22 protein-coding genes are annotated in these 23,000 nt (G+C 51.2%); 12 read left to right on the top strand and 10 right to left on the bottom strand.

All coding sequences use genetic code 11. The annotated features are described in order from the left end of the window. Together ACOQPM_RS04200 and ACOQPM_RS04205 are read right to left on the bottom strand one after the other, a co-directional pair. Positions 1-1,764: an aldehyde ferredoxin oxidoreductase C-terminal domain-containing protein gene (locus ACOQPM_RS04200; RefSeq protein ID WP_420627975.1), complete on the bottom strand. Its 1,764-nt coding sequence runs from the start codon at positions 1,762-1,764 to the stop codon at positions 1-3. Between the two features lie 264 nt (positions 1,765-2,028). Next, complete coding sequence (locus ACOQPM_RS04205; protein ID WP_420627976.1) at positions 2,029-5,334, bottom strand: AfsR/SARP family transcriptional regulator; 3,306 nt, start codon at positions 5,332-5,334, stop codon at positions 2,029-2,031. 134 nt (positions 5,335-5,468) lie between these two features. On the opposite strand from ACOQPM_RS04205, the gene ACOQPM_RS04210 reads away from it, so the two are divergent. The 8 genes from ACOQPM_RS04210 (at position 5,469) to ACOQPM_RS04245 (ending at position 9,480) form a co-directional block, all read left to right on the top strand. Beyond that, positions 5,469-5,672, top strand: a complete 204-nt coding sequence (locus ACOQPM_RS04210; RefSeq protein WP_420627977.1) for a hypothetical protein — start codon at positions 5,469-5,471, stop codon at positions 5,670-5,672. Continuing rightward, positions 5,653-6,111: an Os1348 family NHLP clan protein gene (locus ACOQPM_RS04215; RefSeq protein ID WP_420627978.1), complete on the top strand. Its 459-nt coding sequence runs from the start codon at positions 5,653-5,655 to the stop codon at positions 6,109-6,111. Before ACOQPM_RS04210 ends, ACOQPM_RS04215 begins: the two co-directional genes overlap by 20 nt. A gap of 12 nt (positions 6,112-6,123) precedes the next feature. Then, complete coding sequence (locus tag ACOQPM_RS04220; protein WP_420627979.1) at positions 6,124-6,564, top strand: DUF4395 domain-containing protein; 441 nt, start codon at positions 6,124-6,126, stop codon at positions 6,562-6,564. A gap of 16 nt (positions 6,565-6,580) precedes the next feature. Beyond that, the gene (locus ACOQPM_RS04225) at positions 6,581-7,177 is read left to right on the top strand and encodes a GNAT family N-acetyltransferase (protein WP_420627980.1); all 597 of its coding nucleotides are present in this window, start codon (positions 6,581-6,583) and stop codon (positions 7,175-7,177) included. After that, on the top strand, positions 7,174-7,485 hold the full coding sequence (locus ACOQPM_RS04230) for a hypothetical protein (RefSeq protein ID WP_420627981.1): 312 nt from the start codon (positions 7,174-7,176) through the stop codon (positions 7,483-7,485). Before ACOQPM_RS04225 ends, ACOQPM_RS04230 begins: the two co-directional genes overlap by 4 nt. 65 nt (positions 7,486-7,550) lie before the next feature. Next, positions 7,551-7,952, top strand: coding sequence for a DUF302 domain-containing protein (locus ACOQPM_RS04235; RefSeq protein ID WP_420627982.1), 402 nt, complete (start codon positions 7,551-7,553; stop codon positions 7,950-7,952). Between the two features lie 36 nt (positions 7,953-7,988). Next, positions 7,989-8,180 carry a hypothetical protein gene (locus ACOQPM_RS04240; RefSeq protein ID WP_420627983.1) on the top strand — a complete coding sequence of 64 codons (192 nt, stop codon included), beginning with the start codon at positions 7,989-7,991 and terminating at the stop codon, positions 8,178-8,180. 4 nt (positions 8,181-8,184) lie between these two features. After that, positions 8,185-9,480: a hypothetical protein gene (locus ACOQPM_RS04245; RefSeq protein WP_420627984.1), complete on the top strand. Its 1,296-nt coding sequence runs from the start codon at positions 8,185-8,187 to the stop codon at positions 9,478-9,480. Between the two features lie 35 nt (positions 9,481-9,515). Here ACOQPM_RS04245 and ACOQPM_RS04250 read toward each other — a convergent pair whose 3' ends face one another. From ACOQPM_RS04250 to ACOQPM_RS04275, 6 genes are read right to left on the bottom strand one after another with little or no spacing between them, the layout of a single operon-like run. Continuing rightward, the gene (locus ACOQPM_RS04250; RefSeq protein ID WP_420627985.1) at positions 9,516-10,334 is read right to left on the bottom strand and encodes a RibD family protein; all 819 of its coding nucleotides are present in this window, start codon (positions 10,332-10,334) and stop codon (positions 9,516-9,518) included. Further along, positions 10,335-10,715, bottom strand: coding sequence for a nuclear transport factor 2 family protein (locus ACOQPM_RS04255; protein ID WP_420627986.1), 381 nt, complete (start codon positions 10,713-10,715; stop codon positions 10,335-10,337). 26 nt (positions 10,716-10,741) lie between these two features. Then, positions 10,742-11,743, bottom strand: a complete 1,002-nt coding sequence (locus ACOQPM_RS04260) for a methyltransferase (protein WP_420627987.1) — start codon at positions 11,741-11,743, stop codon at positions 10,742-10,744. Positions 11,744-11,755: 12 nt separating this feature from the next. Beyond that, positions 11,756-12,547, bottom strand: coding sequence for a class I SAM-dependent methyltransferase (locus ACOQPM_RS04265; protein WP_420627988.1), 792 nt, complete (start codon positions 12,545-12,547; stop codon positions 11,756-11,758). An 8-nt stretch (positions 12,548-12,555) separates the two neighbouring features. Further along, on the bottom strand, positions 12,556-13,320 hold the full coding sequence (locus ACOQPM_RS04270) for an NAD(P)H-hydrate epimerase (RefSeq protein ID WP_420627989.1): 765 nt from the start codon (positions 13,318-13,320) through the stop codon (positions 12,556-12,558). 5 nt (positions 13,321-13,325) lie between these two features. Further along, on the bottom strand, positions 13,326-14,504 hold the full coding sequence (locus ACOQPM_RS04275; RefSeq protein ID WP_420627990.1) for a tyrosine-type recombinase/integrase: 1,179 nt from the start codon (positions 14,502-14,504) through the stop codon (positions 13,326-13,328). A 151-nt stretch (positions 14,505-14,655) separates the two neighbouring features. Between ACOQPM_RS04275 and ACOQPM_RS04280 the strand changes: the two genes are divergently transcribed. From ACOQPM_RS04280 to ACOQPM_RS04295, 4 genes are all read left to right on the top strand, one after another. Continuing rightward, the gene (locus ACOQPM_RS04280; RefSeq protein ID WP_420627991.1) at positions 14,656-15,246 is read left to right on the top strand and encodes a GNAT family N-acetyltransferase; all 591 of its coding nucleotides are present in this window, start codon (positions 14,656-14,658) and stop codon (positions 15,244-15,246) included. A 30-nt stretch (positions 15,247-15,276) separates the two neighbouring features. After that, positions 15,277-16,824 carry a nicotinate phosphoribosyltransferase gene (locus ACOQPM_RS04285; RefSeq protein WP_420627992.1) on the top strand — a complete coding sequence of 516 codons (1,548 nt, stop codon included), beginning with the start codon at positions 15,277-15,279 and terminating at the stop codon, positions 16,822-16,824. A gap of 109 nt (positions 16,825-16,933) precedes the next feature. Then, positions 16,934-17,320, top strand: coding sequence for a PadR family transcriptional regulator (locus ACOQPM_RS04290; protein ID WP_420627993.1), 387 nt, complete (start codon positions 16,934-16,936; stop codon positions 17,318-17,320). Then, positions 17,320-19,194: a hypothetical protein gene (locus ACOQPM_RS04295; RefSeq protein WP_420627994.1), complete on the top strand. Its 1,875-nt coding sequence runs from the start codon at positions 17,320-17,322 to the stop codon at positions 19,192-19,194. Before ACOQPM_RS04290 ends, ACOQPM_RS04295 begins: the two co-directional genes overlap by 1 nt. Before the next feature lie 5 nt (positions 19,195-19,199). Here ACOQPM_RS04295 and ACOQPM_RS04300 read toward each other — a convergent pair whose 3' ends face one another. Both ACOQPM_RS04300 and ACOQPM_RS04305 read right to left on the bottom strand, forming a co-directional pair. Then, positions 19,200-21,770, bottom strand: a complete 2,571-nt coding sequence (locus tag ACOQPM_RS04300) for a TIM-barrel domain-containing protein (RefSeq protein WP_420627995.1) — start codon at positions 21,768-21,770, stop codon at positions 19,200-19,202. Further along, positions 21,754-22,917, bottom strand: a complete 1,164-nt coding sequence (locus ACOQPM_RS04305; RefSeq protein WP_420627996.1) for a glycoside hydrolase family 15 protein — start codon at positions 22,915-22,917, stop codon at positions 21,754-21,756. The genes ACOQPM_RS04300 and ACOQPM_RS04305 overlap by 17 nt, the downstream gene beginning before the upstream one ends. Positions 22,918-23,000: the final 83 nt, after the last annotated feature.

The following is a 23,000-nucleotide window of genomic DNA, read 5'->3' on the forward strand; positions in this document are numbered from 1 at the left end:
TCATGGCGTTGCCCCACCAAAGGCTTCAGGAACGCGCTCTGCGCCGACTTCCGGCAGTCGCTCATACATCTCATGCACATCTACCCCCCTAAACCGCGCCGTCTGCTGCGAAGGGGGCAATGGTTCATCGTAGAAGAATTGGGGGAGATCGTCGTCTACGGCCGTAAACCCACTAGCCAGACTAAATTCCCGCTCCAGCCGCAATGTTTCCCGGCCAATTTTATGGAAAAAGGTGGGTTGCAGGTTAGTTCCTAAAGCGTGGTTAATGGCATTAGCCAAGAAATCAATATGGGGGTTAGTCACAGAACGGCCGAAAACACACAAACCAATCGAATCAGTGGCGGCAGTTGCAATCTGGGCTTCTAGGCTAACAACGATCAATTCAGAGAGTGCCTTGTCTCTGGTTTTCATCTTAGGCACATTGCCAGCCGTATGATCGGCCCCCTGAGCCGTCATCATCATCGAGATGCCCGTCACTTCAATGACGCGCGGGTCGTAGGCGCTGATGGCCTGTTTTTTAATGGTAGGCACGCGCTGAAAACCCAAATGCTGCCCAACCCGGTAGGTACCCTGGGCATACAGTTGGCCACTCTCCGTACCCTGCAGCATCTGCTGGAACACATCTTCCATAAAGGCCGTGTCCCCAAAATCGGCCAGTCCAGCGTCCATCAAAACGCCAATCGTCGCCCCGGTTTCGATGGTGTCTATGCCCAACTCATTGCACCATTGGTTCATTCTGGCCAGGTTATCGGGATGGGTTAAGCCACAATTGGTACCCAGTAGGGCGATTGTTTCATACTCCACTGGCGAGGTGAGCTCTTGGCCGTTCTCGTCGGCATACACATTACTACACTGGATGACGCAGCCGGGCATACAGGCATGGGTTTGCTTGCCCCCGCGTGAATTGTTCAACTCTGTTATAAACGTGCCGCCCAGCGGGAACTGATCATTTGTTAACGGCTGAGAGCCGCTGGTAAAGTTGTTAACCGGGATTCCGCCGATGTGGTTGGTAAAGTCGGCCATACCCATGGTGCCAACGGGATTGTAGGTTGTCTGGATGATTGGATCTTCGCGTACCCAGGTGGCATACTGTTTTACGGCCGTTAACGTTTTCTTACGGTCATGCAGTTGGGGCATTGTGTGCAGATCCACCACAATGGCTTTCACCTTCTTGCTGCCCATAACAGCCCCCACGCCTCCGCGTGCCGCCAGGCGAGATGGCCGATTGTCAGTGTCGCTAAAGGCAACACCCGCCAGCAAACCCTGGTATTCACCCACCGGGCCGCAAAGCGCCAGGCTCACTTTTTTACCATATTTCTGGTGCAGCATGTTTGCAACCACATAATTATCTTTGCCCAGGTAAGGGCTAGCATCTTCAAAGCGAATTTGACCATCTTTCTGGATGTGGATCACAATCCAGTCGGACGCTTGCCCATGCAGGGTGAAGCCGCAAATGCCGAGCCGCCCCAGAGCATAGGCAAAAGTACCGCCGCCATTGGCCTCTTTAATGCCGCCGGTGAGCGGGCTTTTGCAGCCCACGCTCGTTCGGTTGGCATTGGAAAAGGTTGTTCCGGCAAATGGACCAACCGAAAAGATGAGTGGATTTTCAGCACCGAGGGGATCAACAACGGCAGTACCCGCCTCAACCAGCTTTTTGGCAATCAGATAGCGACCTGCTTTCACCAGCGCCTCCCCCTGCCAAATTTCTTCACTTATTGCCTGCGTTGGTAAATTGATCTCAAGGTATTTTCTGGTCAGCATCATGCTTACTCACTTTCTGGGGTTACAATTTTGGTAGTTTTAGGCACGGCAGCGACTTTATCTTCAGACGGCCGTCCACCCTCGACAATTTTAAACCAATTGTAATACACAATCATATGGAATTGCATCGTTTTTCAGTTGTCACTAAATGGGACGCGGATTAACGTAGATGCCGCGGATAGAAGTAAATAATCCGCGTTTTCCGCGCTTGTCCGCGTCCTACCGCCATTTTGAAAGCGATTACTGAAAAGCCTTGTATGGGAACTGTTACTTTTGCTGTAGTATCTTGGCAACGGCCGTTGCCAACCCAGCCTCGCTCACCTCTTCCTGTACCCGATCATGCTGAGCCAACAGAGCTGTTATGGCTTGCCGCTGTGAATCGCTTATTGACGGTTGTTTTAGGACAGTTTTCAGGACAAACACTGCCGTTTCAACATCATCCCCGTCCGCTTGCCCCAACAAAATGGTTGCCAGATTGATTAACGCCGTCAACACAATCCCTTGCGCTTCAATCTTCTGGCCTAGTGACAAAGCTGCTTGATAATGATCCGTAGCGGCCGTTTCATTTCCCTGAGCTATCTCCAAATCGCCAAGCCGCAGATGGCTGGAGGCTACACCCCACGGATGTTCAATTTTGGCACAGACGGCCAAACTTTCTTCGTAATGCGCTCGCGCCGCTGACCATTTTTCCTCCAGCACGTTCACATCCCCCAACAAATCCAGATTGATGCCCACGTACCGGTCGCGCCCCATCTCCCGGTTTAGCGCGAGGCCTTGCTCAAAAAAGTCACGTGCTGTAGCGAGATCACCTTCGCCCATGTTGGCCTGCCCCAGCCCCGTCAGGCAGTACGCAACGCCAATCTCATCCCCAATGCGGCGGCAAATTGCCAGGCTTTCTTCGTAATAACGGCGTGACTGGGTTTGATCGCCCAACTCATTGCTAATCATGCCCAAATTGATGAGGACAGTATCCAAAAGGAGCCAATTTTTCAGCCGGCGGACAATGGGGAGCGCTTCTTGATAATGGGCCAATGCCTCCTGGTGGCTCCCCGCAGACATCAGCACATTACCCAGGCTATTCAGGGCGTTGGCAGTGCGCCGCGCATCTTTTAGTTCTCGAAACAAGGACAGTGCTTCGTTTAATTTTTCCTGCGCTTGCCGATGGCTGCCCTGATCCCAGGTGATGACACCCAGCTTTTCGGTGGCTCTGGCGATTAGATGACGGCCGTTTAACTCCGTCGCAATATCGAAACATTCCTGAAACATCTCGGCCGCTTCAGCAAAGCGGGATTGGTCTCGCAGCACCGCGCCCAATTCCAGCAGGGCAAAGGCCAACTGATGCGGATCTGCCACTTTTCGTGCCAATTCACTGCTCTGGCGCAGCGCGGTTTCAGCAGCCTCGTACTTGCCGACGCGCCCAATGAGCGCACCCTGCCGAGCTAGCAGACCGCTCATAAGTTGCACGGCCGTTTTATCATCACGCCCACCATTTTGAATGGCGGATACGGCCGTTGCCAACCGCTCTTGCCCCTCCGTTATCCAGCCCTGCCGCGAATAAAAATGGTAGAGCGGCTCTAGCATCTGGCGCAGGCTGTCCAAATTGAGTTGGTCAATCGCTTGCTGCCATGCTTGACGCACATTGCCAATTTCCTGGTGAATGTCAGCATAGGCCTCCTGAGGCGCCTCACCAGACATCTGCGGCGTGAGAGCGGCCATCTGCTGGGCATAATAGTTTGTGTGGGCAGTACGAATTGCAGAAGCGGCTTCTGTGTTTTGCCCCAATTTTTCAGCTGCGTATTGGCGGGTTAGTTCATGTAAATGGTAGCGTGAGCCGTTCGGCGTTTTGTGTAGATGGAGCAGAGCACGATCCACTAATCCGGCCAAAACGGGCAAGGATACGCCTACCACTTCCCGTGCAGCGCGAACGGTAAAGCCATCCTGAAACACAGAAAGCGCGGCGAGGCTAGTTTGCTCAGTTTTTGTTAGCATCTGCCAACTGTGGTCAAAAACGGCCGTCATACTGCGCTGGCGTGGTGGCAAGTCTCGCATGGTCGTGGCCAGCAAATCCAGCCCCCGTTCAATCTCGACCACAATTTCAGCACAGTCCAATATTCGCAGCCACGCCGCCGCCAGCTTAATTGCCAACGGAATCCCAGAAAGCATACGGCAAATATGGATCACATCCGCCTCATTTTCCGGTGTCAAATCAAACTGGGAACGGACTTGGCGAGCAGTTTGCAGGAAAAGCTGAACGGCGGGGTAGTTGGTAATCGGTGACCGGTTATCAGTAATCAGTGAGCCATTGTTCGCTGGATACTGAATACTGTTTACCGGAAACGGTAGGCCAGCGACATCAAAACGATGTTCAGCTTCAATTTGCAGGGGTTGGCGGCTGGTGATGAGGAATTTGATGTCGGGGGCGGCTTGCAGGAGGCGAGTGAGAATATTTGTACTGTGTGGCGTTTTTAGCAGGTGCTCAAAATTATCCAGTACCAGCAGCATCTCCTTGTCCCGCAGGAAGTGGCCTAGCTGCGTTGTTGGGTCTTGACGGCCGTTTAAGTTCAAATCCATCGCATCGGCCAGGGTAGTGGGGAGCAGCTCCGGGGTGGCAACGCCAGTGAGCGAAACATAAATCACACCCTGCAAAAATTGGCGCGCCTGTTCTCGATTAACCTGCTGCGCCACCGCCAACGCCAGTCGCGTTTTGCCCATGCCACCCAAACCAACCAGCGTCAGCAAACGACATTCTGAGCTTGCCAGCCGCTGACCAATTTGCGCCAATTCTTCCTCGCGCCCCACAAACGGCGTGGCGGTGGCGGGCAGTTGGTAGGTTCGGGCGGTGCGGCTCTGCTGAATGCGCCGATACAGTCCGGTGGTTTCCGGCATGGGTTCCACGCCTAACTCATCCGCCAACAGTTGCTGGCATTGTTCGTATTGCGCTAGCGCAGCGGCGGCTTGGTCGTTCCGCGCCAGCAGGAGCATAAGCTGACGGTGAGCCGATTCGCGCCACGGGTCTAAGGCGAGGAGTTGACGGCCGTATCCAATTCCGGTGGCATAATTTTGCTGATCGATTGCTTGCTGCACGGCCGTCTCCAGCAAGTCAATCCCCATTTCCCGCAGCCGCTCCCGCTGAGTCAACTGCCACTCTTCAAAGGCCAGCGCATCCTTGACGAAGAAACCTTCGAGAAAATCACCGCGATACAGTTTGATGATGTCTGGGGAGGGTGCCGCAGCCGATTCAAGCCGAGTTACATCCAATTCAAACGCGATACTTTGGTCAAAGCCCACCCGTTGCGGCTCAATGATCAAAAATGGCTTGAGCAGGCGGCGCAGCACCGACAGCGATTTGGTCAGATTGCGCCGCGCCTTTGCCTCTGGCATTTCGCTCCACAGCAGCCCGGCCAGCGTTTCTCGACTGTGTGTTTGACTAGTTGCCGCCAAGTAGTAAAGCAGGGCTTCTGTTTTTGCCGTGCTGAAGCTGGTGAGCTGTTCCCCATCTAGCCACACTTCTGGTTTGCCGAGCAGGTTGATTAGTAAACGGCCGTTTTCATTCATATGCAGCTTAGATTTCAAAAGTCTTGTTCTTCTCAGGTGTTGAACAAATCGCCAAGAAGACTTTTGAAATCTTTTCCACTCTTTTCTTTTCGCACTTTTTTCGCACCCGCAAATTAGTATAGCACCATCACGAAATGAAAGGCACATGGCATATGAAAAAACAACACCTCTATCATGCATATCTGTTGCGCTGCTGGCAGGAAAACGATGCCAAAAGTGACACTCCCTCATGGCGCTTTAGCTTGGAGGGGGTACGTGATAAGCAACGTCGCGGCTTTGCCGATTTAGACACGTTGCTTGAATTTTTACAGCAGATAACACAAAAGGAGCTTAACCATGTCAATTCAAGCAATTGATGAAGTTTTAAATCGCTGGTTTATTGATAGGCAATTTCGCCAACAACTGCGAGAGGATCCGGAGCGAGCCTTAGCTGGTTTCGATCTGACTCCAGCCCAGCGTTCCAGATTATTCAAGCTCAAAAAGGAGTCCTTGCCGAAGTCTGCACTGCCTCATGCCGATTCCAAACGGAGATTTCAAATGACTAAGAAACAAAAAGTGACTGAATCACAATTACAACAATTTGCCCGATTGCAAGCATGGGTGATGAGTTTTGTCTGCGCCATGCTTTGTCTCTTCGCCGCAGCGGCGGCAACTCGTATCCCGCTTTATCTGGAAACGGCCGATTACACTCGATTGATTGGCGTTATCTTGTTTGCCCTTGCAGCCATCGTCGGATTGGTTGACAACATCCGTACCCATATTTGGCTGTGGCGGCTGCAAAAAGAAATCGTATAGAAGGAAACTATTATGAGAACCCTGATTTGTCCAATATCTACGCAACGAATTAGCCGTCACGTTGTTCGGCTAACTGGTTTGATGATGGCAACGATGATTGCACTCTATCTGCTCACCGGAAACATTGCCTTCATCATGGCCATTGTGGTTGATTATTTCATCCGAGCGTTTACGACGCTACCTTATAGTCCGTTTAGCTGGGTGGCAATGCAAATAACCCGGCAGGCCAACTGGCCGCCCAAGCAGATTGACAAAGCGCCCAAGATTTTTGCGGCGCGGGTGGGGTGGTTGTTTGCGGTAGGAACGGCCGTTCTCTACTTCATCGCGCCACCCGCCAGCCTTATTGTGGGTGCAACCCTGATGGCCTTTGCCCTGCTCGAATCCGTCTTTGACTTTTGCGTCGGCTGTGTTGTCTACACCTACATCGTTTTGCCCCTGGTGGGCGAAGCTTAGTGAGTAGGGGTGCATCATGTTGAATAGCTTAAACACAACACCGCAAACTTTGCCTGTGATTGGGATTGGAACGCCTGACATTAAAAAAATGGGCGTTTCTGTGCGCCGGGCAGCAACGGGTGCAGACGCCATCGCCATTGCCGAGATCAGCCACCGCGGATTTTTGGCCGCACACCAGCAAGCCTTTACTGAACGGGATATGCGCTATTACCTTTCGGAGACTTTCAATCCACAACAAATCATTGCGGAAATGGGCAACCCACACATCCGCTTCCTGGTGGCTGAAGTTAGAAATAAGATCGTCGGCACAGTCCGTCTAAGCAAGAAGCCGCCGCCGCACCCTATACGCTTACCCGCACCAATGGAGTTGTCACGTCTTTACCTGTACCCGCAGTGGACGGGACAGGGTGTGGGGTCTGCGCTCATGCTGCAAGCATTGGGAACAGTACCGGCGGCTGGTTTTAAAAGCTGCTGGCTTTCTGTTTGGGAAAGAAACGGCCGTGCCATTGAGTTTTATCACCGCTGGGATTTCCGTCCCATAGGCACAGAGATATTGCATGTGGGACAAAGTGCGCCTGTCGGTTTGGTCATGAGTCGGCTGTTGTCGCCATGAAGCTGCCCAAAACAGTGACAATGCGCGGGCTACCCCAGGCAGACGGCCGTCGCTTGCACCCAGAGCAGGAGTATACATTTTGGTTTGGTTACCCAGCCCACTTGCCGGGGAATAGCAAAATTATTCTGCGGATTCCCGAACAGCCACACCGAGATGCAAACGGCCGTCCCCGCTACCCAGAACAGGCACAGTGGATTGACAATGTCATCCAGCAAGAGCGATTGAATATAACGGCCGTTTGGTCATCCCATTGGCGTTTTGAAAACGAAGCTGCGCTGCATCACTTTTTGCGGTTATTAAACACCTGACCCGGACAAGCCACCAATAAAGCTTCGCCTATATTCGTACCAACAAATAAGTATTGGAGTATCTCATGATCCAAAATAAATACGGTATGCGTACCGTTCTTAATCTGCCCTTTGCCAAAACAGTTGAGGCCGTCACAGACGCGCTCAAAACAGAAGGTTTTGGCGTCTTAACCGAAATCAACGTGCAGGAAACCCTGAGGGAGAAGCTCGATGTGAGCTTCCGCCGCTACACAATTTTAGGCGCGTGCAATCCGCCCCTGGCGTATCACGCCCTGCAAAACGAGCTGGAAATTGGCTTGCTCATGCCCTGCAACGTGATTGTGTATGAGACAGATGAGGGGGAAACGGCCGTTTCCATCGCCGACCCCATTGCCATGCTAAATATCACTGGCGCACCCGGCCTGCAAAAGATGGCTGCCCTGGCCAACAATAAATTGATGCGGGTGCTTGGACGCCTGTCTGAATAATGAAATTTTATCAATCAATAAAAATGAGGTGTATCAATGAATATGAATATAAATCCAATAACAACTGAACAAGACAGTCAAGCTATTTTGCATAAAGCAAACGCCCAGCAAGCGTTTGTCTCACCACTGGGGCGGCTTCTTGAAGACACGATTGCCTTTCCCTGGCAAGAAAATGACGTAATGATGATGGATACTTTTCTGCTGCAGATGAGTGCCAAAAAAGGGTAACAAGATGAACAAGCTAATTTTATTTTTGCCACTGTTATGGTTATCAGCCTGTACAGTCCCAATTATTGAAGATGGGGATGCGATGCCGACGGTCTTCTTCCCAACAGAGGAAGCAACGCCTGTTCCCAGCACACCTATCGCTGAAAACCCGACAACGGCCGTTCCACCTACGGAAACAGAAACAGCCATGCCACCGCCAGCAACACCGGTGCCGACTGAACCACCCGCCCAATCGGAGCCAATTCGGATTCAGTTCGCACCAGGAGCAACGTCGGCCACCATAAACGGCACGCTTGCTGCTGGTCAATCCATTGAGTATCTGGCCTGGGCTGCCGCTGGGCAGTGGGCAACCGTCGAAATCAGTTCACCCAACAACGTCGCCAACTTCTCTATGGTAGGCGTAAAAGACGGCCAGCCGCTGAAACGGTTGGAAAATGAACGCCGTTTTTGGGATGGTTCATTACCGTTGGCGCAGGATTACCTGATTCGCATTCACACGCTGACCGAGGCAGATTACACCCTCATCTTGACTATCGAGCCGCTGACGGATGTCTTGCAACCAATCTATCCCATCGTGGACGGCATGACCGGCTTTTTGCTGGGCGGTTCGCACAATGGCCAATGGGTAGACCCATTTGTAGCAATGAAGTCACTGCAAGATGGTGAACGGCCGTATCAACTCTACGCCAACAGCACATTCCAGGGAACAATCACCGGGCAACCACCAACAACGCCATTTGATGGCCCGTGTGGTGGTACGCCTGGCGTTCCATTCCCACCGGAGAGCGACCTATCAGGCCTGGTTGCCCTTGCAGTGGGCTGGGAAGCGGCACCACGCCAGCCACAACTGTTGCCGCTGGACACGGACATTTACCAACAAGCCGTCGCTGAGTTCCTGCAAACCCAGAGCCTTGCCAATCCGGAGGTTCACCTGACCAGCCTGCAAAAAATTGACCTGGAAGGGGACGGTTTGGACGAAGTTCTCATTACTGCCACTCACCTTACCGGGCTGGGCAACGGTCTACCCACAGCCAACGCTGGTGATTATTCGCTAGTTTTGTTGCGTAAAATCGTGCATGGCACACTGGTGACAATTCCGCTGGAAATGCGATTGTTCCCGGAGACGGTCGAATTGGCCGACCCGGTGCAATACAGTGTGCTGGGCATTCTTGACCTAAATGGTGATGGAACGCTGGAAATTGTGCTGGAAGGAAGCTACTATGAAGGCCGTTTTGTTACCGTGTATGAAAGTGTTCCACAAGCGGTGCAGGCGGTTTTGAGTGTTGGTTGCAGGCTGTAATGAAACGGCCGTTATCGCTAGAAATATGGCTCACATCAGGCTATGTTGTAGGCTAGCAAAATCTGACCCAAACCATCCATTGCTTTGGGATCATGGTAAATGGTGTGGAGTTGGGCGTTAACGGCCGTTTCTAACAAATCCCCCTCCAAAATAGAAGAAAACGGGGAGCCACCCAGCAGCCGCCCAACCTGGGTCAAGTACAGTCGGTCGAGCACGCCACCGGCCAACAACAAATGCAAAATCTTTGGTCCGGCGGCAGAATAAACCACTTGGTAGCCTAATTCGGCCATTTTTGCCGCCATTTGTTTTCCAGAAACTGACTCATCACCAACAATATACAAATCGCCTGCCTGTGCTTTGATTTCTGCAGCTCTAGCTGGGTCTGGGTTGGCTGTGGTGAAGATGATGACTTTACGACCGTTTGCCGTCAGCACCTCTGGAATCGGGAAGCTTAAGCTGCCGCTGATAATGGCAATGTCTGGTTGAGGTTTCAAACCTTGTGCCTTGCGCCACTCTCGTAAATCGGCAAAGTTGGGGTCATCCATCCGCAAGATTTCCTGGGCACGGCCGTCTGCCCAATCTCGCAAGTAACGGCCGCTGCTGATGATCAAATCTGCCTGGGCGGCCAACTCCTGGAACAGTCGCCAGTCGCGGTCGTTGGCAACGTTTTCTGGCACTTTTAGTCCGGGTCTGGTGGAGTAGGGGATGGCGATACGGCCGTCTAGACTTTGCACAAAGTTGGCGTAGACGTACGGCCGTTCTTGCTCCTGGGCAATCTGGCGTAAATTGTGGTTAAGATAAAGATTTTTTAGCGGGAACGTGCCGCTAGTTGGGTAAAGTTGGGCGATAGACATTTAGTACATCGTGTTCCCGTTTTTCGTTGTTTCCGGTATTTTCTGCATGGCATCCCAATGCTCAACAATTTTCCCGTTATCATCAAATCGGAAAAAATCCATCGTGACGTACTGCTCATCACCCGGCCAAGTTTGGTGCGTGTGAAGGGCTACCAAGTTGCCTTCAGCCACTGCCCGGACAAACTCAATGCCTTTTTCCGGGTAATCCCTAGCCATTTCCTCAAAATAGTCGATAAAGGCCTGCTTTCCATCGCCAACGAGTGGGTTGTGTTGAATGTAGACATCTCCCACATATTTTGCTACAGCGTCTGCCGGATTGCCCAAATAGGCAGCTTTGTAAAACGCAATTGCATTTTTCTTGTTTGCTTCTAAATTGTTCATCTTTGTTGCCTCATCTTTGTTTACACTTATTTGGAGTTCACTGTGGACTTGACAATGCTAGCCCCATTTGCCATCACAACACGCTCGAAACCTACATAACCTGCCTCAACTAGCCAAGCATGAAGTTCCTCTTCAGTATACGCTTGTCCATCTTTGTAGGCAGACAAGAGCACCAGATTGTAACCTACTATGTTTTGCGGCGATAGACGCGAGTTGTCAAGCATCCACCCAATTAGATAGATCGTACCGCCTGGTTTAAGCACAGTCGCTAGATTTTTTAAAAGGGCACGATTTTCATGTTCTGAGAGAACCTGTATAACGTGGCGCAGCACAACACAATCATATAATCCAGGTAGCGAATCATGAACTGCATCCCCAGCCAGGACTGCCACACGGTCAGCAATGTTGGCTTCATCAATGAAGTTTTGGGTAATAGACGTGATTGAATGTAGCTCCAGAACAGTGGCTTTGAGCTGAGGATTGGCCTGGGCAATCGTGATTGCTAACGCACCCGACCCACCGCCAACATCGAGCAGCGTGTCGTAAGTTGAGAAATCAACATGCGCCATCAGCGCATAGGCATCTGCCACAGCACCTGGATAAAGTCCGCGAAAGAATGCCACCATTTCTGCCTGCGACGGTTGATGATAATCGACATTTTCTTGCGGCGCGCCAGCGCGGATGGTTTCTGCGGTTCTGAGCACCCTGCGCCAGTTGCCTTTAGTAAGCTGCTGTCGTCCGCCGAGGTAGGTGGGCTGTCCACGCACCAAGTAATGGTCAGATTCGGGCGTATTAGAAAACAGATCGTCTTCGACAATTAATAAGCCTGCAACGACCAACGCGTAGAGCAGCGGCCTAAGTTTGGTGGTTTGCACACCAAGCTGGTTGGCAAGTTGTTTAGCAGTTAGGGGGCTATCCCTCAAAGATGTAAATAGATCAAGCTCCATCCCGGCCAGCAGGGCAAATGATGGATAAACTGCATCAAGGAGGCGGGTAATTGTTTCCGGTTCGGGTGACGATTCATTCATAGTAAAAACCCTTCAGGCAACGGCCGTCACATATTTGAGTCGATTATTAAAGAGAATATTGCCGTTATCAGCTTGGAATGGTTGTGTGGCCTGCAAAATAGCAGTTTTTAACGTTTCTTCACTTACCAATTGCTTCGCAGCTTGCATTGGCCCTACAGAGTTTACTGTCCGCCACATTGTTTCAAAGTCCGAAAATTGGAAGGGGACACTCACATCACCACGTTCTAGAATTTCTAGCCCTGCAGTTATCATCATATTTTCTAGGAGATTGCGTTCAGAGAGGGCAAAAGGCCCACTGCCGGTTGGTAGGAATGGCAGCGTGTTGGCTATTGCCTTTAGAATGTGTCGGTATTCACAATCCTCTGGAACTCCCCAAATACCAATCGTCACACGTTCTCCCGAAGAAGTGACGCGCTTCATCTCAGAAAGTGCAGTTGCCCAATTGTTGGCAAACATTAGCGACAGGGATGAAAAGGTTACGTCAAAACGATTGTCATTAAAAGGCAGCGACTCCAAATCGCCAACGCGAAAATCTCCACGGGGAAGGCGTTTATGAGCAATTTGGATTAAAGCGTCTGCAGCATCTAATCCTGAAACATGCGCTCCCCGCTGCGCGGCCAATAGGCTAGCTCCCCCGCCACCACAGCCAAGATCAATAAATTCTGTTCCAGCTTGAACATTTGCTGAATCCAGCATGGCTGTCCACAACGGTTTGCTCATTGGTTCAAACAAATATGTCCAATCCCAGGCCTGTGCTCCCCAAAGATTGCCTTGTTCTTGTGAATGCTCCATCTCTTTACCCATATGACAATTTATTTAAGGCGAATGATGTCACTTTGGGCGAAAAGCTGCCCTACATTAAGCTGCAAAGCTGGTTCTGAATAAAGGTCTGGTGGGACGCTGATATCTGCCAGATATAGTTCGCCAACCTGCGCGGCAACGCCGTTGGCTAGCAAGCCCGCTTTGGGCAACGCTAGGGTCATAGTTGCCGTGGCCTGAATGGCAGGGGTGAAAACGGTACCGCTGGTTGTGCCCACACCAGAAGGTGCATCAAGGGCTAAGATAGGTGCATTTTGCTGGTTAGCCCAGCGAATTAGTTCAGTGGCAGCGCCGCGTGGCGCACCTTGCAAACTGTATCCAATGATGCCATCAAGGATGAGGTCTGCGGAAACGGCCGCTTCGACTCCACTCACCACAGGCTTTTCCAAATCAGCTACAAACCCAATTGGCAGGTTCATGCGGCGCAAGATATCCAGTTGGTGGCCAGGAACCGGTGTAAAGGCTTCATCTGGTTTTGTGAGGAATACCTGCACCGTTGCGCCATAATTATGCAAGCGACGAGCAGCAACCAACGCACCGCCGCCGTTGCCGCCCGTTCCAGCCAGCACAATAACGGTTTTGCCGCGCGGATCGCCGTCTAAGAAACGATGACGAGCCAAATGTGCCAGATTACGTCCGGCATTTTCCATCATCTGGATGAGCTCGATGTGGAAATCTTCAATCATAGCGCGATCGACTTCAATCATCTGCTTGGTGTCTACAAAGGGAACATCTTCTGCTGCCCAGGGAAATTCCATGAAGCTCATCCTTTGTAACGTTTTTGTACTTCTGCCGAGGCGATGTAACGAACGGCCGTTTGTGCGCTCGTCCAGCCAAACCAGGCCATCAACTCATCCACACCGTAACCCATTTGGGCCATTTGCGTAGCGCAAAAGTGGCGGCAATCATGCGCTGAGAGCTTAGACAAGCCAATTTGCTTACCCAGCCAGGCCACTCGCTCGCTTAGCCGCACTCGGTTCATCCCTTTTTGAAGAAGCTGACCACCCGCACCATTACGCTTGAGCCTTGTCGTGGTCAAAATTAATGGGCCATCTGGTAACAGGGTGGGGGGGTAATGCTGGTTGAGGTATTCCCGACAAAGTTCATGTGCTTTTTGAGTTAATTTGTGCGTTGTCCATTCGTGGGCAGTGCCTTTCACTTTAGGGCGGTAAAAATGAATGGTGCCGCGAGTTAAATTTATATCGCTCGCTTTGAGCAGTGCCAACTCGCTGGCGCGTAAACCGTGGTCCAGCAACAAGCTAACCAGCAAGGCATCGCGCACTGCCTGTGGAGAATCATTACGCACCTGCCGCAGCAAATGAGCATCTTGCCTGGTAAGCAGGACGGGGTGGCGTTTTTTTGTGTTGCGACGACTCACTACAACGGTTTGCTTTTGGCCATCTGGTTTGTAAGTGTAAGTCACGTCCTTAATTCGGGTTTGCGGCCGTTTTGCATCCACATTGGCAGCCCCAGAGCGCGAAAACCCTTTGACTGATTGAATCAACATGCCTTCTTCGCGGGGAACTGTGCCAGCCTTGACCGCCATTTGCGCGTAGACCTTCACGGTGGACAGCCGGGCATTGACAGTTGTCACGGCATAGCCCTCCTGTAGTTGCCAAGCGATGAATCCTTCGACAATGCCCCACGTCACGCCGAGCCACGCCTTAGGATTGGTCTGAAAATCCGCACCGTGCTCTGGCATGATCCCCACATCCAGTAAATATTCGGCAAAAAGCTCCAAATCGCGGGCGTGGCGCTTGAGCGTGTTGGCAGACTTTTGGCTGAGGTAGCGGTTATAGATGGCGTGACCAGCAACTTGATTGGCCAGTTGTCCGGCGGTTTCGAGTGATGTGTTGGGGAACGGCCGTATCCCTCGCATCTCCTCAACTTCTGTACTCAAAATCAAACCGCTTTCGTTTGAAGCCTCACTTGGTGAACTCATGCTGTAAGTATACAACAAAATGCACATTCTGTACATACCTATAAAATATGTACGGTTATTTTTCGGCAAAAGTGGTGCGATTTGTCACGTTTGTGTCACGTAGATGGGCAACAATGCAGTTATCAATCACAACTCAACAGGAGACAGTGACATGCTATCCACAATCACAACGCCAATCTTTCAAATTATCCAAACGCCACAATGGCTGCCTCGCGTTCTGCGCCGCTTCGACAATCAGACCGCCCTGCTAAAAGATGGTACAGCCGTTCGCTTGCGCCAAATTTGCAGCTGTGATGCCAAGCTAATTTGTGAAATCTACACCAACATGAGCGCTAACAGCCGCTTTCTGCGCTTCAATACCCACCTGACAGATGCCTTATGTACAGAGTTTGCCCAGCAAACGGCCGTTCAATGTGAAGAATCTGGCTTTGGGCTGCTGGCCTACGTGTTGGATGATAGCCGTGAAGATGGCATACGGCCGTTGGGCTTTGCCTACTACGTGCAACATGGCGACCAGCTACCAGAGTTTGCAATGAGCATCGTAGATAATTGTCAGCGACTGGGCTTGGGCAAAATCTTGCTAAAACAACTGCTGAAACGCGCTAAAAAAGCAAGCGTTACCTTCCTGGAAGCATATGTTTTGCCGCAAAATACGGGTATGCGGATGTTGATCCAACGTGTGGGACGGCCGTTTTTCTATGGGGAAGAAGGCAGCTACGAGACTTACCGCATTGTTGTCTAAGAATACGAAACCCCATGCTATAATCCCCGCATGAAAACCTTAGACAAATCAATCGCCGAAGGCATCTTGTTCACCGACATGTACCAACTCACCATGGCCCATCTCTATTTTCGGATGGGTCTGCACGAAAAAACAGTTCAGTTTGACCATTTTTTCCGCAGCTACCCGGATTATGGCGCGCACAAGGCCGGATATTGCATCAGTGCTGGCCTTGAATGGCTAATTGATTGGATGCGGGAAGCCCGCTTCGGCGATAGAGAAATCACGTTTCTACGCCATCAAACCGGGCAAACGGGCAAACGCCTCTTTGAAGATGATTTTCTGGATTGGCTGCGCCAAAATGGGCATTTTAGTAGTTTAACCTTGCGGGCCATTCCCGAAGGCCGAGTCGTTCATCCAAATGTGCCATTAACAACCGTCCAAGGCTCACTAGCGATGGCGCAAATCTTGGAAACGCCCTTGCTCAACATGCTCAACTACCCCACCCTCATCGCCACCCGCGCCGCCCGCATTCACCATGCGGGGCGTGGCCAACTCATGCTGGAATTTGGCATGCGGCGCGGGCAGGAACGTGGCGTAAACGCTGGTGCCAGAGCGGCTTTAATTGGTGGCGCAGATTTCAGTTCCAACACTGGCATTTCTGGCGTGTTGGGCTTTGAGCCAAAAGGTACCCACGCCCATAGCATGGTGCAGTTGTTTATGGCCCTCGGCGAAGGTGAACTTGCCGCCTTCCGCGCCTATGCGGACGTTTATCCAGATGATTGCCTGCTGCTTGTAGATACGATCAACACCCTAGAAAGCGGCTTGCCCAACGCCATCACCGTTTTTGATGAACTGCGGCAAAAGGGGCATGAACCGATTGGCATTCGGTTGGATTCTGGCGATCTGGCTTATTTGTCGGTGCAGTCTGCTAAGCTGCTAAACCAGGCTGGTTACCCTGATGCGAGCATTGTACTGTCTAACCAGCTTGATGAGCTGGCAATTTTGCAAATTTTGGCGCAAATCCGGGATGAGGCAGCACGCAGCGGCATGGACGCCCGGAAGGTTATGAAGCGCTTGGTTTATGGCGTTGGCACCAGTCTCATTACCTCGGCTGGCGATGGTGCGCTGGACGGTGTGTATAAATTGGTGGCTGTTCAGGAGCAGGATGAGTGGGTTCCTGCGATCAAAATGTCAGAAAACCCGGTCAAAACGCCAAATCCTGGCCATAAAAACGTTTGGCGCGTTTATGATAAGCGTGGTTTGGCCACGGCCGATTTACTCACGCTCGATGATGAAAACCCCACTGAAATGGATCCGCTCGTTTTGCAACATCCGGTGGATTCACGCATAAACCGCTCGTTGGCGGGAACGGCCGTTTCCAACATTGAGCCGCTGCTTACAACTGTTTGGGAAGAAGGGAATCTGGTTTACGAACTGCCCACGCTGGAGCAAATTCGTCAGCAGCGCCGCGCCGATATTGATCGACTAGATTCTGGCGTGCGCCGCTTAATTAACCCCCACATTTACCACGTTTCGCTTTCACAAAATTTGTGGGAGCGAAAACAAGCCTTGATCAATAATTTCAAGAAGAAATAGGAATCTCCCCCACCCTGCTAGCCGTGTAGCTTGACATCTGGCTGCTGCTTTCATAAACTATATAGCGTCACTATATAGTGACGCGTTATAATTTTGGAGGCATCTGCTTATGAGTTCAGCGACACCGACCCCCGAAAACCATCTTCCCCTTACCCCTACCGTCTTCCACATTCTGCTGGCCCTGGCCGACAAAGAGCGGCACGGCTACGGCATCATTAAAGAGATTGAGGCACGGACGAACGGCCGTATCCGCATTATGGCCGGTACGCTGTACGGTGCCATTAAGCGACTACTTGAACGCGGACTCATCCAAGAAACAGACGACAGGCCAGACCCCGAACTAGATGATGAGCGTCGCCGCTACTACCGGCTCACTGATTTTGGCCAGCGGGTGCTAACGGCCGAAGTGGCACGATTAGAAGAGCAGCTTCGGCAAGCTCACAGCAAACAATTCATTCCGGGAGACAATCCGGCACAGGCAGCAGTGAGCTATTAATGCAACGCGGCGTCTCGGCACAATCCACCATTTTGGAGTGGCTCATCCGCTGTTACCGGCTGCTGCTTTACGCTTACCCAACACATTTTCGGCAAGAGTATGGCATATGGATGGTTCAGCTATTTCGGGATGAGGTGCGGGTGATTTTGCAGGATGGCAACACGGCCGTTCTGCTCCATTTTCTTCTGCAAACCGCTCTTGACCTAACAAAAACAGTGTTCATTGAGCATATTGCAGCACTTTTCAATTTACACATTGAAGGAGAAATTATGTCTTATCACGACGCAGTGAAGGCACTTTCTGAAAATCCAGCAGAATTGGAACAACTTTATCAGGATGCTGTAAAAGCTGGGCAAAAAAAGGCGTTCCAGCAGGCAATTGATGCCAATTTCCAGGATGCACCCAGCAATTTGTTGTTGGCGGGCTGGTTCCATCGGCTGCAATTTGCTGCCAAAAAGGCCAAGCAGCTCATTGTTGAATGGTCCTGGGTGCTTCCCCTGGCGCTTTTAAATGGCTTGCTTTTTTGGTGGTTGCTTCAGGAGGAGCAATTTACGATGCAACTCGTCGGTGGCCCCAATGCCCCGCAGGATTTCTTACCAATTGTGTTTCTAGTCGGTGCGCCGCTAACCGCACTTTTCCTGCTTATTTATTTTGCCCATATGAACAAGCAAAATTGGCGAATAACGGCCGTTTCCGCCACCATTCCGCTGATTGCTGCAGGCTATGTCTATTTTATTTATGGACGCACGGGGGTACGGCCGTTTCAGGAACAATATCTCACCCTCGCTCTCATCCACCTGCCAATTTTAGCCTGGGTCTGCGTGGGCATCTTCTTCCTATTCCGCCACCGAGATGCAAAGAGCCGCCTTCAGTTTTTGCTTAAATCTGCCGAGGTCATTGTAGTGGGTGGCATTTTCGTAGGAGTGCTGTTTGCATTTTTTGGCATCACCATTGACCTTTTTGATGCGCTGAATGTGGATTTTTCTGAAAGTTTGATGCAGCTTCTGTTTGGGGGCGGCCTTGGCATTGTTTCGGTGATTGCGCCAGCCATTATTTACAATCCTACGCTGCCGCCAAAGGAGCAATCTTCTTTCCAGGGGTTTCAGCGGCTGATTTCGGCTGTGATGCAGGTGCTATTGCCCTTAACCTTCCTGGTATTGATCATCTACATTGGCTTTATACCAGCAAATTTCCGTGCGCCGTTCGACAATCGTGATGTTCTCATCACATACAACGTCATGCTGTTTGCCGTGGTGGGTCTGCTGGTTGGCGCAACCATTTTGCATCCAACAGACAGCCCCCCTGAACGAGACCGCTGGCTACGACGGCTAGTTCTAGGCGTAACGGTTTTGACGCTGGTTGTAAGCCTTTACGCGCTATCAGCCATCATTTTTCGCACGATCAATGACCGTCTGACCCCAAATCGTATGGCTTTTATTGGTTGGAATGTGATCAACATTGGTCTGCTGGCGCTGGTGCTGGCAATGCAGTGGCAAGCCAGGGCCAACCAGTGGTTAGAAGGGCTGTACCGGACGTTTAGTTTGGGAACGGCCGTTTACACCGCCTGGGTAATAATCATTATCCTGACCACCCCGTGGTTTTTTAATGTCAATCAGGGGCAAATCGAGACGCTGCCTTTAACAGTTCAGCGCGTTGTGTTTGAAGAGCCGAGCCCTGTGCTTCTTAAATGTCATCGCAGCCCCCACATCTACCTGCTCGATAATGGTGAGAAGCGATGGATTGATAACATCGAAACATTTAATGAGCGAGGGTATATGTGGGAAGATGTCAACTTTGTTCCGTGTGAGGAGTTACGAGCAGTGCCAGATGGCAATACAATTCCTGCCAATGCAGGTTCCCCGCCACAGCCTTGATGTTGTCATACTTCTACGAAGCCCGCTTGGTCGGGGTAAATTCTGAAACATAGATTGTGGCACTGATCAACTATATTGCCGACATCGCCACCCAGCGCAAACGAATCATCTAAATTGAGTGGTAGAATGGTTCCGCCGCGCACAAACACGGGGATGCGCTCTTTGGGAACGGTATAGTCAAGCGTTTGATCGCCTGCATAATCCTCGCCCATCCAAAAGTCGTACCAATCTCCGGCAGGCAGATATACAGGCCATTGGCTCACGCCTTCCTCAACCACTGGCGCAACGAGCAAAGCGGAACCAAACAGGTATTGGTAGGGAAATTGATGGCATTGGGCATCTGTGGGGAAGGCCAGCGACAAGGCACGCATCATGGGAATGCCGGTTTGGCTAGAAAGCCAGGCTTCGCTAATGATGTAGGGGAGCAGGTTCATGCGTAGGTTGGCAAAGAAGCGAAAGGTGGGAATGACATCTGTATCGCCGGTGCGTTCCTGGATATTCCACGGCGTGCGATCATTAGATGGCCGACGGTGATGATTGTACTCAGAATGATATTGCATGATGGGGCAGAAGGTGGCCATTGCAGTGGCGCGTAGATAGAGTTCGGCCGTTGGAATTTCACCACTAAAGCCAGCAAAATCCCACCCCCAAAAGGGCACACCGGAGATGCCCGCGTTTAGCCCAGCCAAAATCGAGTGTCGGAACGCTTCCCAAGTTGAGTTTTCATCGCCTGCCCAATGACAGGGGAATGATTGTGCTCCTGTGTAGCCGGCACGACTGAAGGTGATTGCGTCGGGCTTGTGTTTGCGAGCAAAATTGAAGTAAGCACCAGCATAAAGGTTTGGATACTCGTTCCAGGTTTCATCGCTGCCGCGACCATCGGCAAAAAGTAAATCGCGTCCCCAAATATGCTCGCCGCCATCGGTTTTGAAGCCATCAATGCCCAGTTCAGTCAACAGATATTTGCGCTTCTGCATCCACCACTCAACACCTTGAGGATGAGTGAAATCCATTAGCAAACCATTTTGGAACCAAAACGGCCGTATCTCATAAGCCTCCCCATCCTCACGCCGCACACAATATCCTTGCTCCAGCATATATTCCCTGTCATTCGCCAGTTGAGCATGGCTATCCTCGTTCATCTTGAGAACCGGAATCTGCCAGAGCAAAACCCGCAAGCCCTGTTGGTGGAGGTTTTCAATCATCCCTTTGGGATCAGGCCACAATCCATCAGAGAGGAAATCAAAATCTGCGTACTGAAAGCATTCACACCCTGGTTTCGGCTCATATTGTGCATCATTCCAAATGTAGAAACTGTTCTCATCGCTCCATGCTTCCAGCACAATAACCGAGGTTGGAATTTTGTGCTGTTCATTTTGCCGCATGATTTCTTCAACACGCGCCTGACTGTTCCACTCATTGCTGCTCATCCATAAGCCAAAAGCCCAATTGGGGGGCAAAACAGGGCGACCAGTCAGCGCATTCAAACGAGCAACGAGATCGAGCAGTTGCGTGTCGTCACCCAGCAGAATATCGAGCGTAATCTGTGTCTCTGCGCCTAATTCTGTTTGCAGCGTCCAGCGTTCCGGATCGTCATGAGCCAGATCGAAGACGGAATAACGCAGGCTGTTTACCAGCAGTCCATAACCTCTTGATGAAATAAGCAACGGCATGGGCAGGTACGTTCGCCGCCCATGATTTTTATACTGCTCATAAACGCGCACATCGAGCCGTTGATCGCGCTGATTGAGGGCGTTGAACCGTTCGCCAAAACCGTAGAATGCCTCATCTTGTGGACTATCAAAGGAAAAAATGATTGCTTCGGCCATTTCATCATCGCCAATGATTAGTTGAGGGGCTTTCATGCCGGAAAAGAGTAATTTGTCTTGATAAAATAGTTGCAGGTTGAACGGGTTGGCTTCTACTTGAACGCCTACAGTTCCAAACCGGAGCGTAGACACAGCATCTTCTAGTTGAATAAGTTTATTTTTTTCGAGTTGTGGGCAATTGCCGTGGCCTGCTTCAACCTGTACATGACTTTCACCGGCGACTCGCAAATGCAGGTAGCCATCGCCGCCAGCTTCTGCATTTTGCAAAACAATCGTCACAGAATTTGCGCCCTGATAAATGCCCACAATTTCGTGGAGGGGAACCAGTTTGCGGACTGTGTAGGCATAAATTGGGCTGGTGAGCGATTGGTTTTCAGTTACGGCCGTTATCTGATAACAGACTTTGGTTCCAGCGGGGAAAGGCGGCAGTTTGGCCTGCCATCTATCCACCCCCACGACCAGCCCGGCGCGAGCGGCCGCTTCGCTGAGATGACCATCTTCGGTAAAAGCACCTTCTTTAGCTACGCTTTCCAAGAAGGTGAGTTCTTTTCTCCTTACCTGTTCTGGATGGTCTGTGTCCCAATAGGCAACTTGCGCTTTCTGGATGGCTCCAATGGGGCGCGTTAGTACCCGAATCTCTACCGTGTCGTGGGAGCGGGGATGTCTGGGAACGCGCTCATCGGCCGCATTTTCATACGGATGCCGATCACCTAAAGGGCGATGAATCAGTTCAGCAGTTTTGCTCATATACTTTCAATTCCTCACACAAAATCAAGTACATGGCGTGCGACCAAGCCAACGGTTTGGCAATTGCCCCCCATCGTTCACACCATTCGGCAAAACGATCTGGAGCCAACAGATGATCGGAAACTTGTTCTGGCAAATTGCCATTTTGATCAGCTTGCGCTTCGACCCAGTTTCTTAGCACCTGGGCTTGGACGATACGGCCGTTTCTCGCATAATGCCAGCCCAACCACGCGCCCAAAAGTACCCATTCGCCGCCGCCATAATAAGTATCTCCCAAATAACGATAAACGCCGCCGTTTGGTCGGTGCAAATCGGCTTCTATTTGGGTGATGGTGGCTTTCAGATGCGGTTCATCGGCTGGGAAAAGGTTGTAAGGGGTAGCAATGCCAATCAGGCTGGCTTCGGCACTGTGCCGTAGCTGGTCGGTTTCTACCGCATCGTGAAAAACGTTTTGCGGCGCTTGCAGGGCACTTTGCGGTGGTTGGACGAGGGTGAATGATTTGGAGAAACGGCCGTTTTCCACCCCAACCGTCAACATCAACTCCCGAATATCCGCTGTCGTTTCCGCCACCTGCGATTCCAGTTCGGGCAGCAAAACCGCGGCACCACAAAGCCCCGCATGAATAGCCGCCAACGTATAGGAATGAAGATGTTGAGATAACTCTTCCCAACAGTCATAATTAGGTTGCTGCCACAAATGGCTGAGATAACGATGAACCAGTCGCAGTTCGTCGGCCACTTTGGCAACGATGGCGTTGTCTCCCGTCCATTTGACGTATTCAGCCAGCGCCCACAGCCACGTTCCAAACCCATCAAGCTGAAAATCCCACCACAAGCCGTCCGCTTCTTTGCCAACGGCCGTATACCGCGTATGCAAATACTCATCAGACCCCAGCCGCTCGCCATTCTGAATTCTGGCAACTGCCTGCTCTGCCTTCCAGCCGTATTGCTGAATCGTTTGCGCTGACCACAGAAAATATCTGCGGGCTTTCTCAGGATGCCCTACCCGACACAGTGCATAAGCAACAAAACTGCTGTCCCGAAACCAACTGTACTGGTAAGATGGAAAAGCGTGTGAAGCAATAAATGCGCCACTTTCTGCCTGGCTGTCTAAAAGAACCTGAATACTGTGTTGGTAAAGGTTCATAATAATGAATAACGAATTGTGAACAATGAATTGTGAATTGCGAAAGCACTTCACTTCACAATTCATTGTTAATTATTCACAAT

This window comes from Candidatus Leptofilum sp., from assembly GCF_965223525.1.
Classification (GTDB): Bacteria; Chloroflexota; Anaerolineae; order Promineifilales; family Promineifilaceae; genus Leptofilum.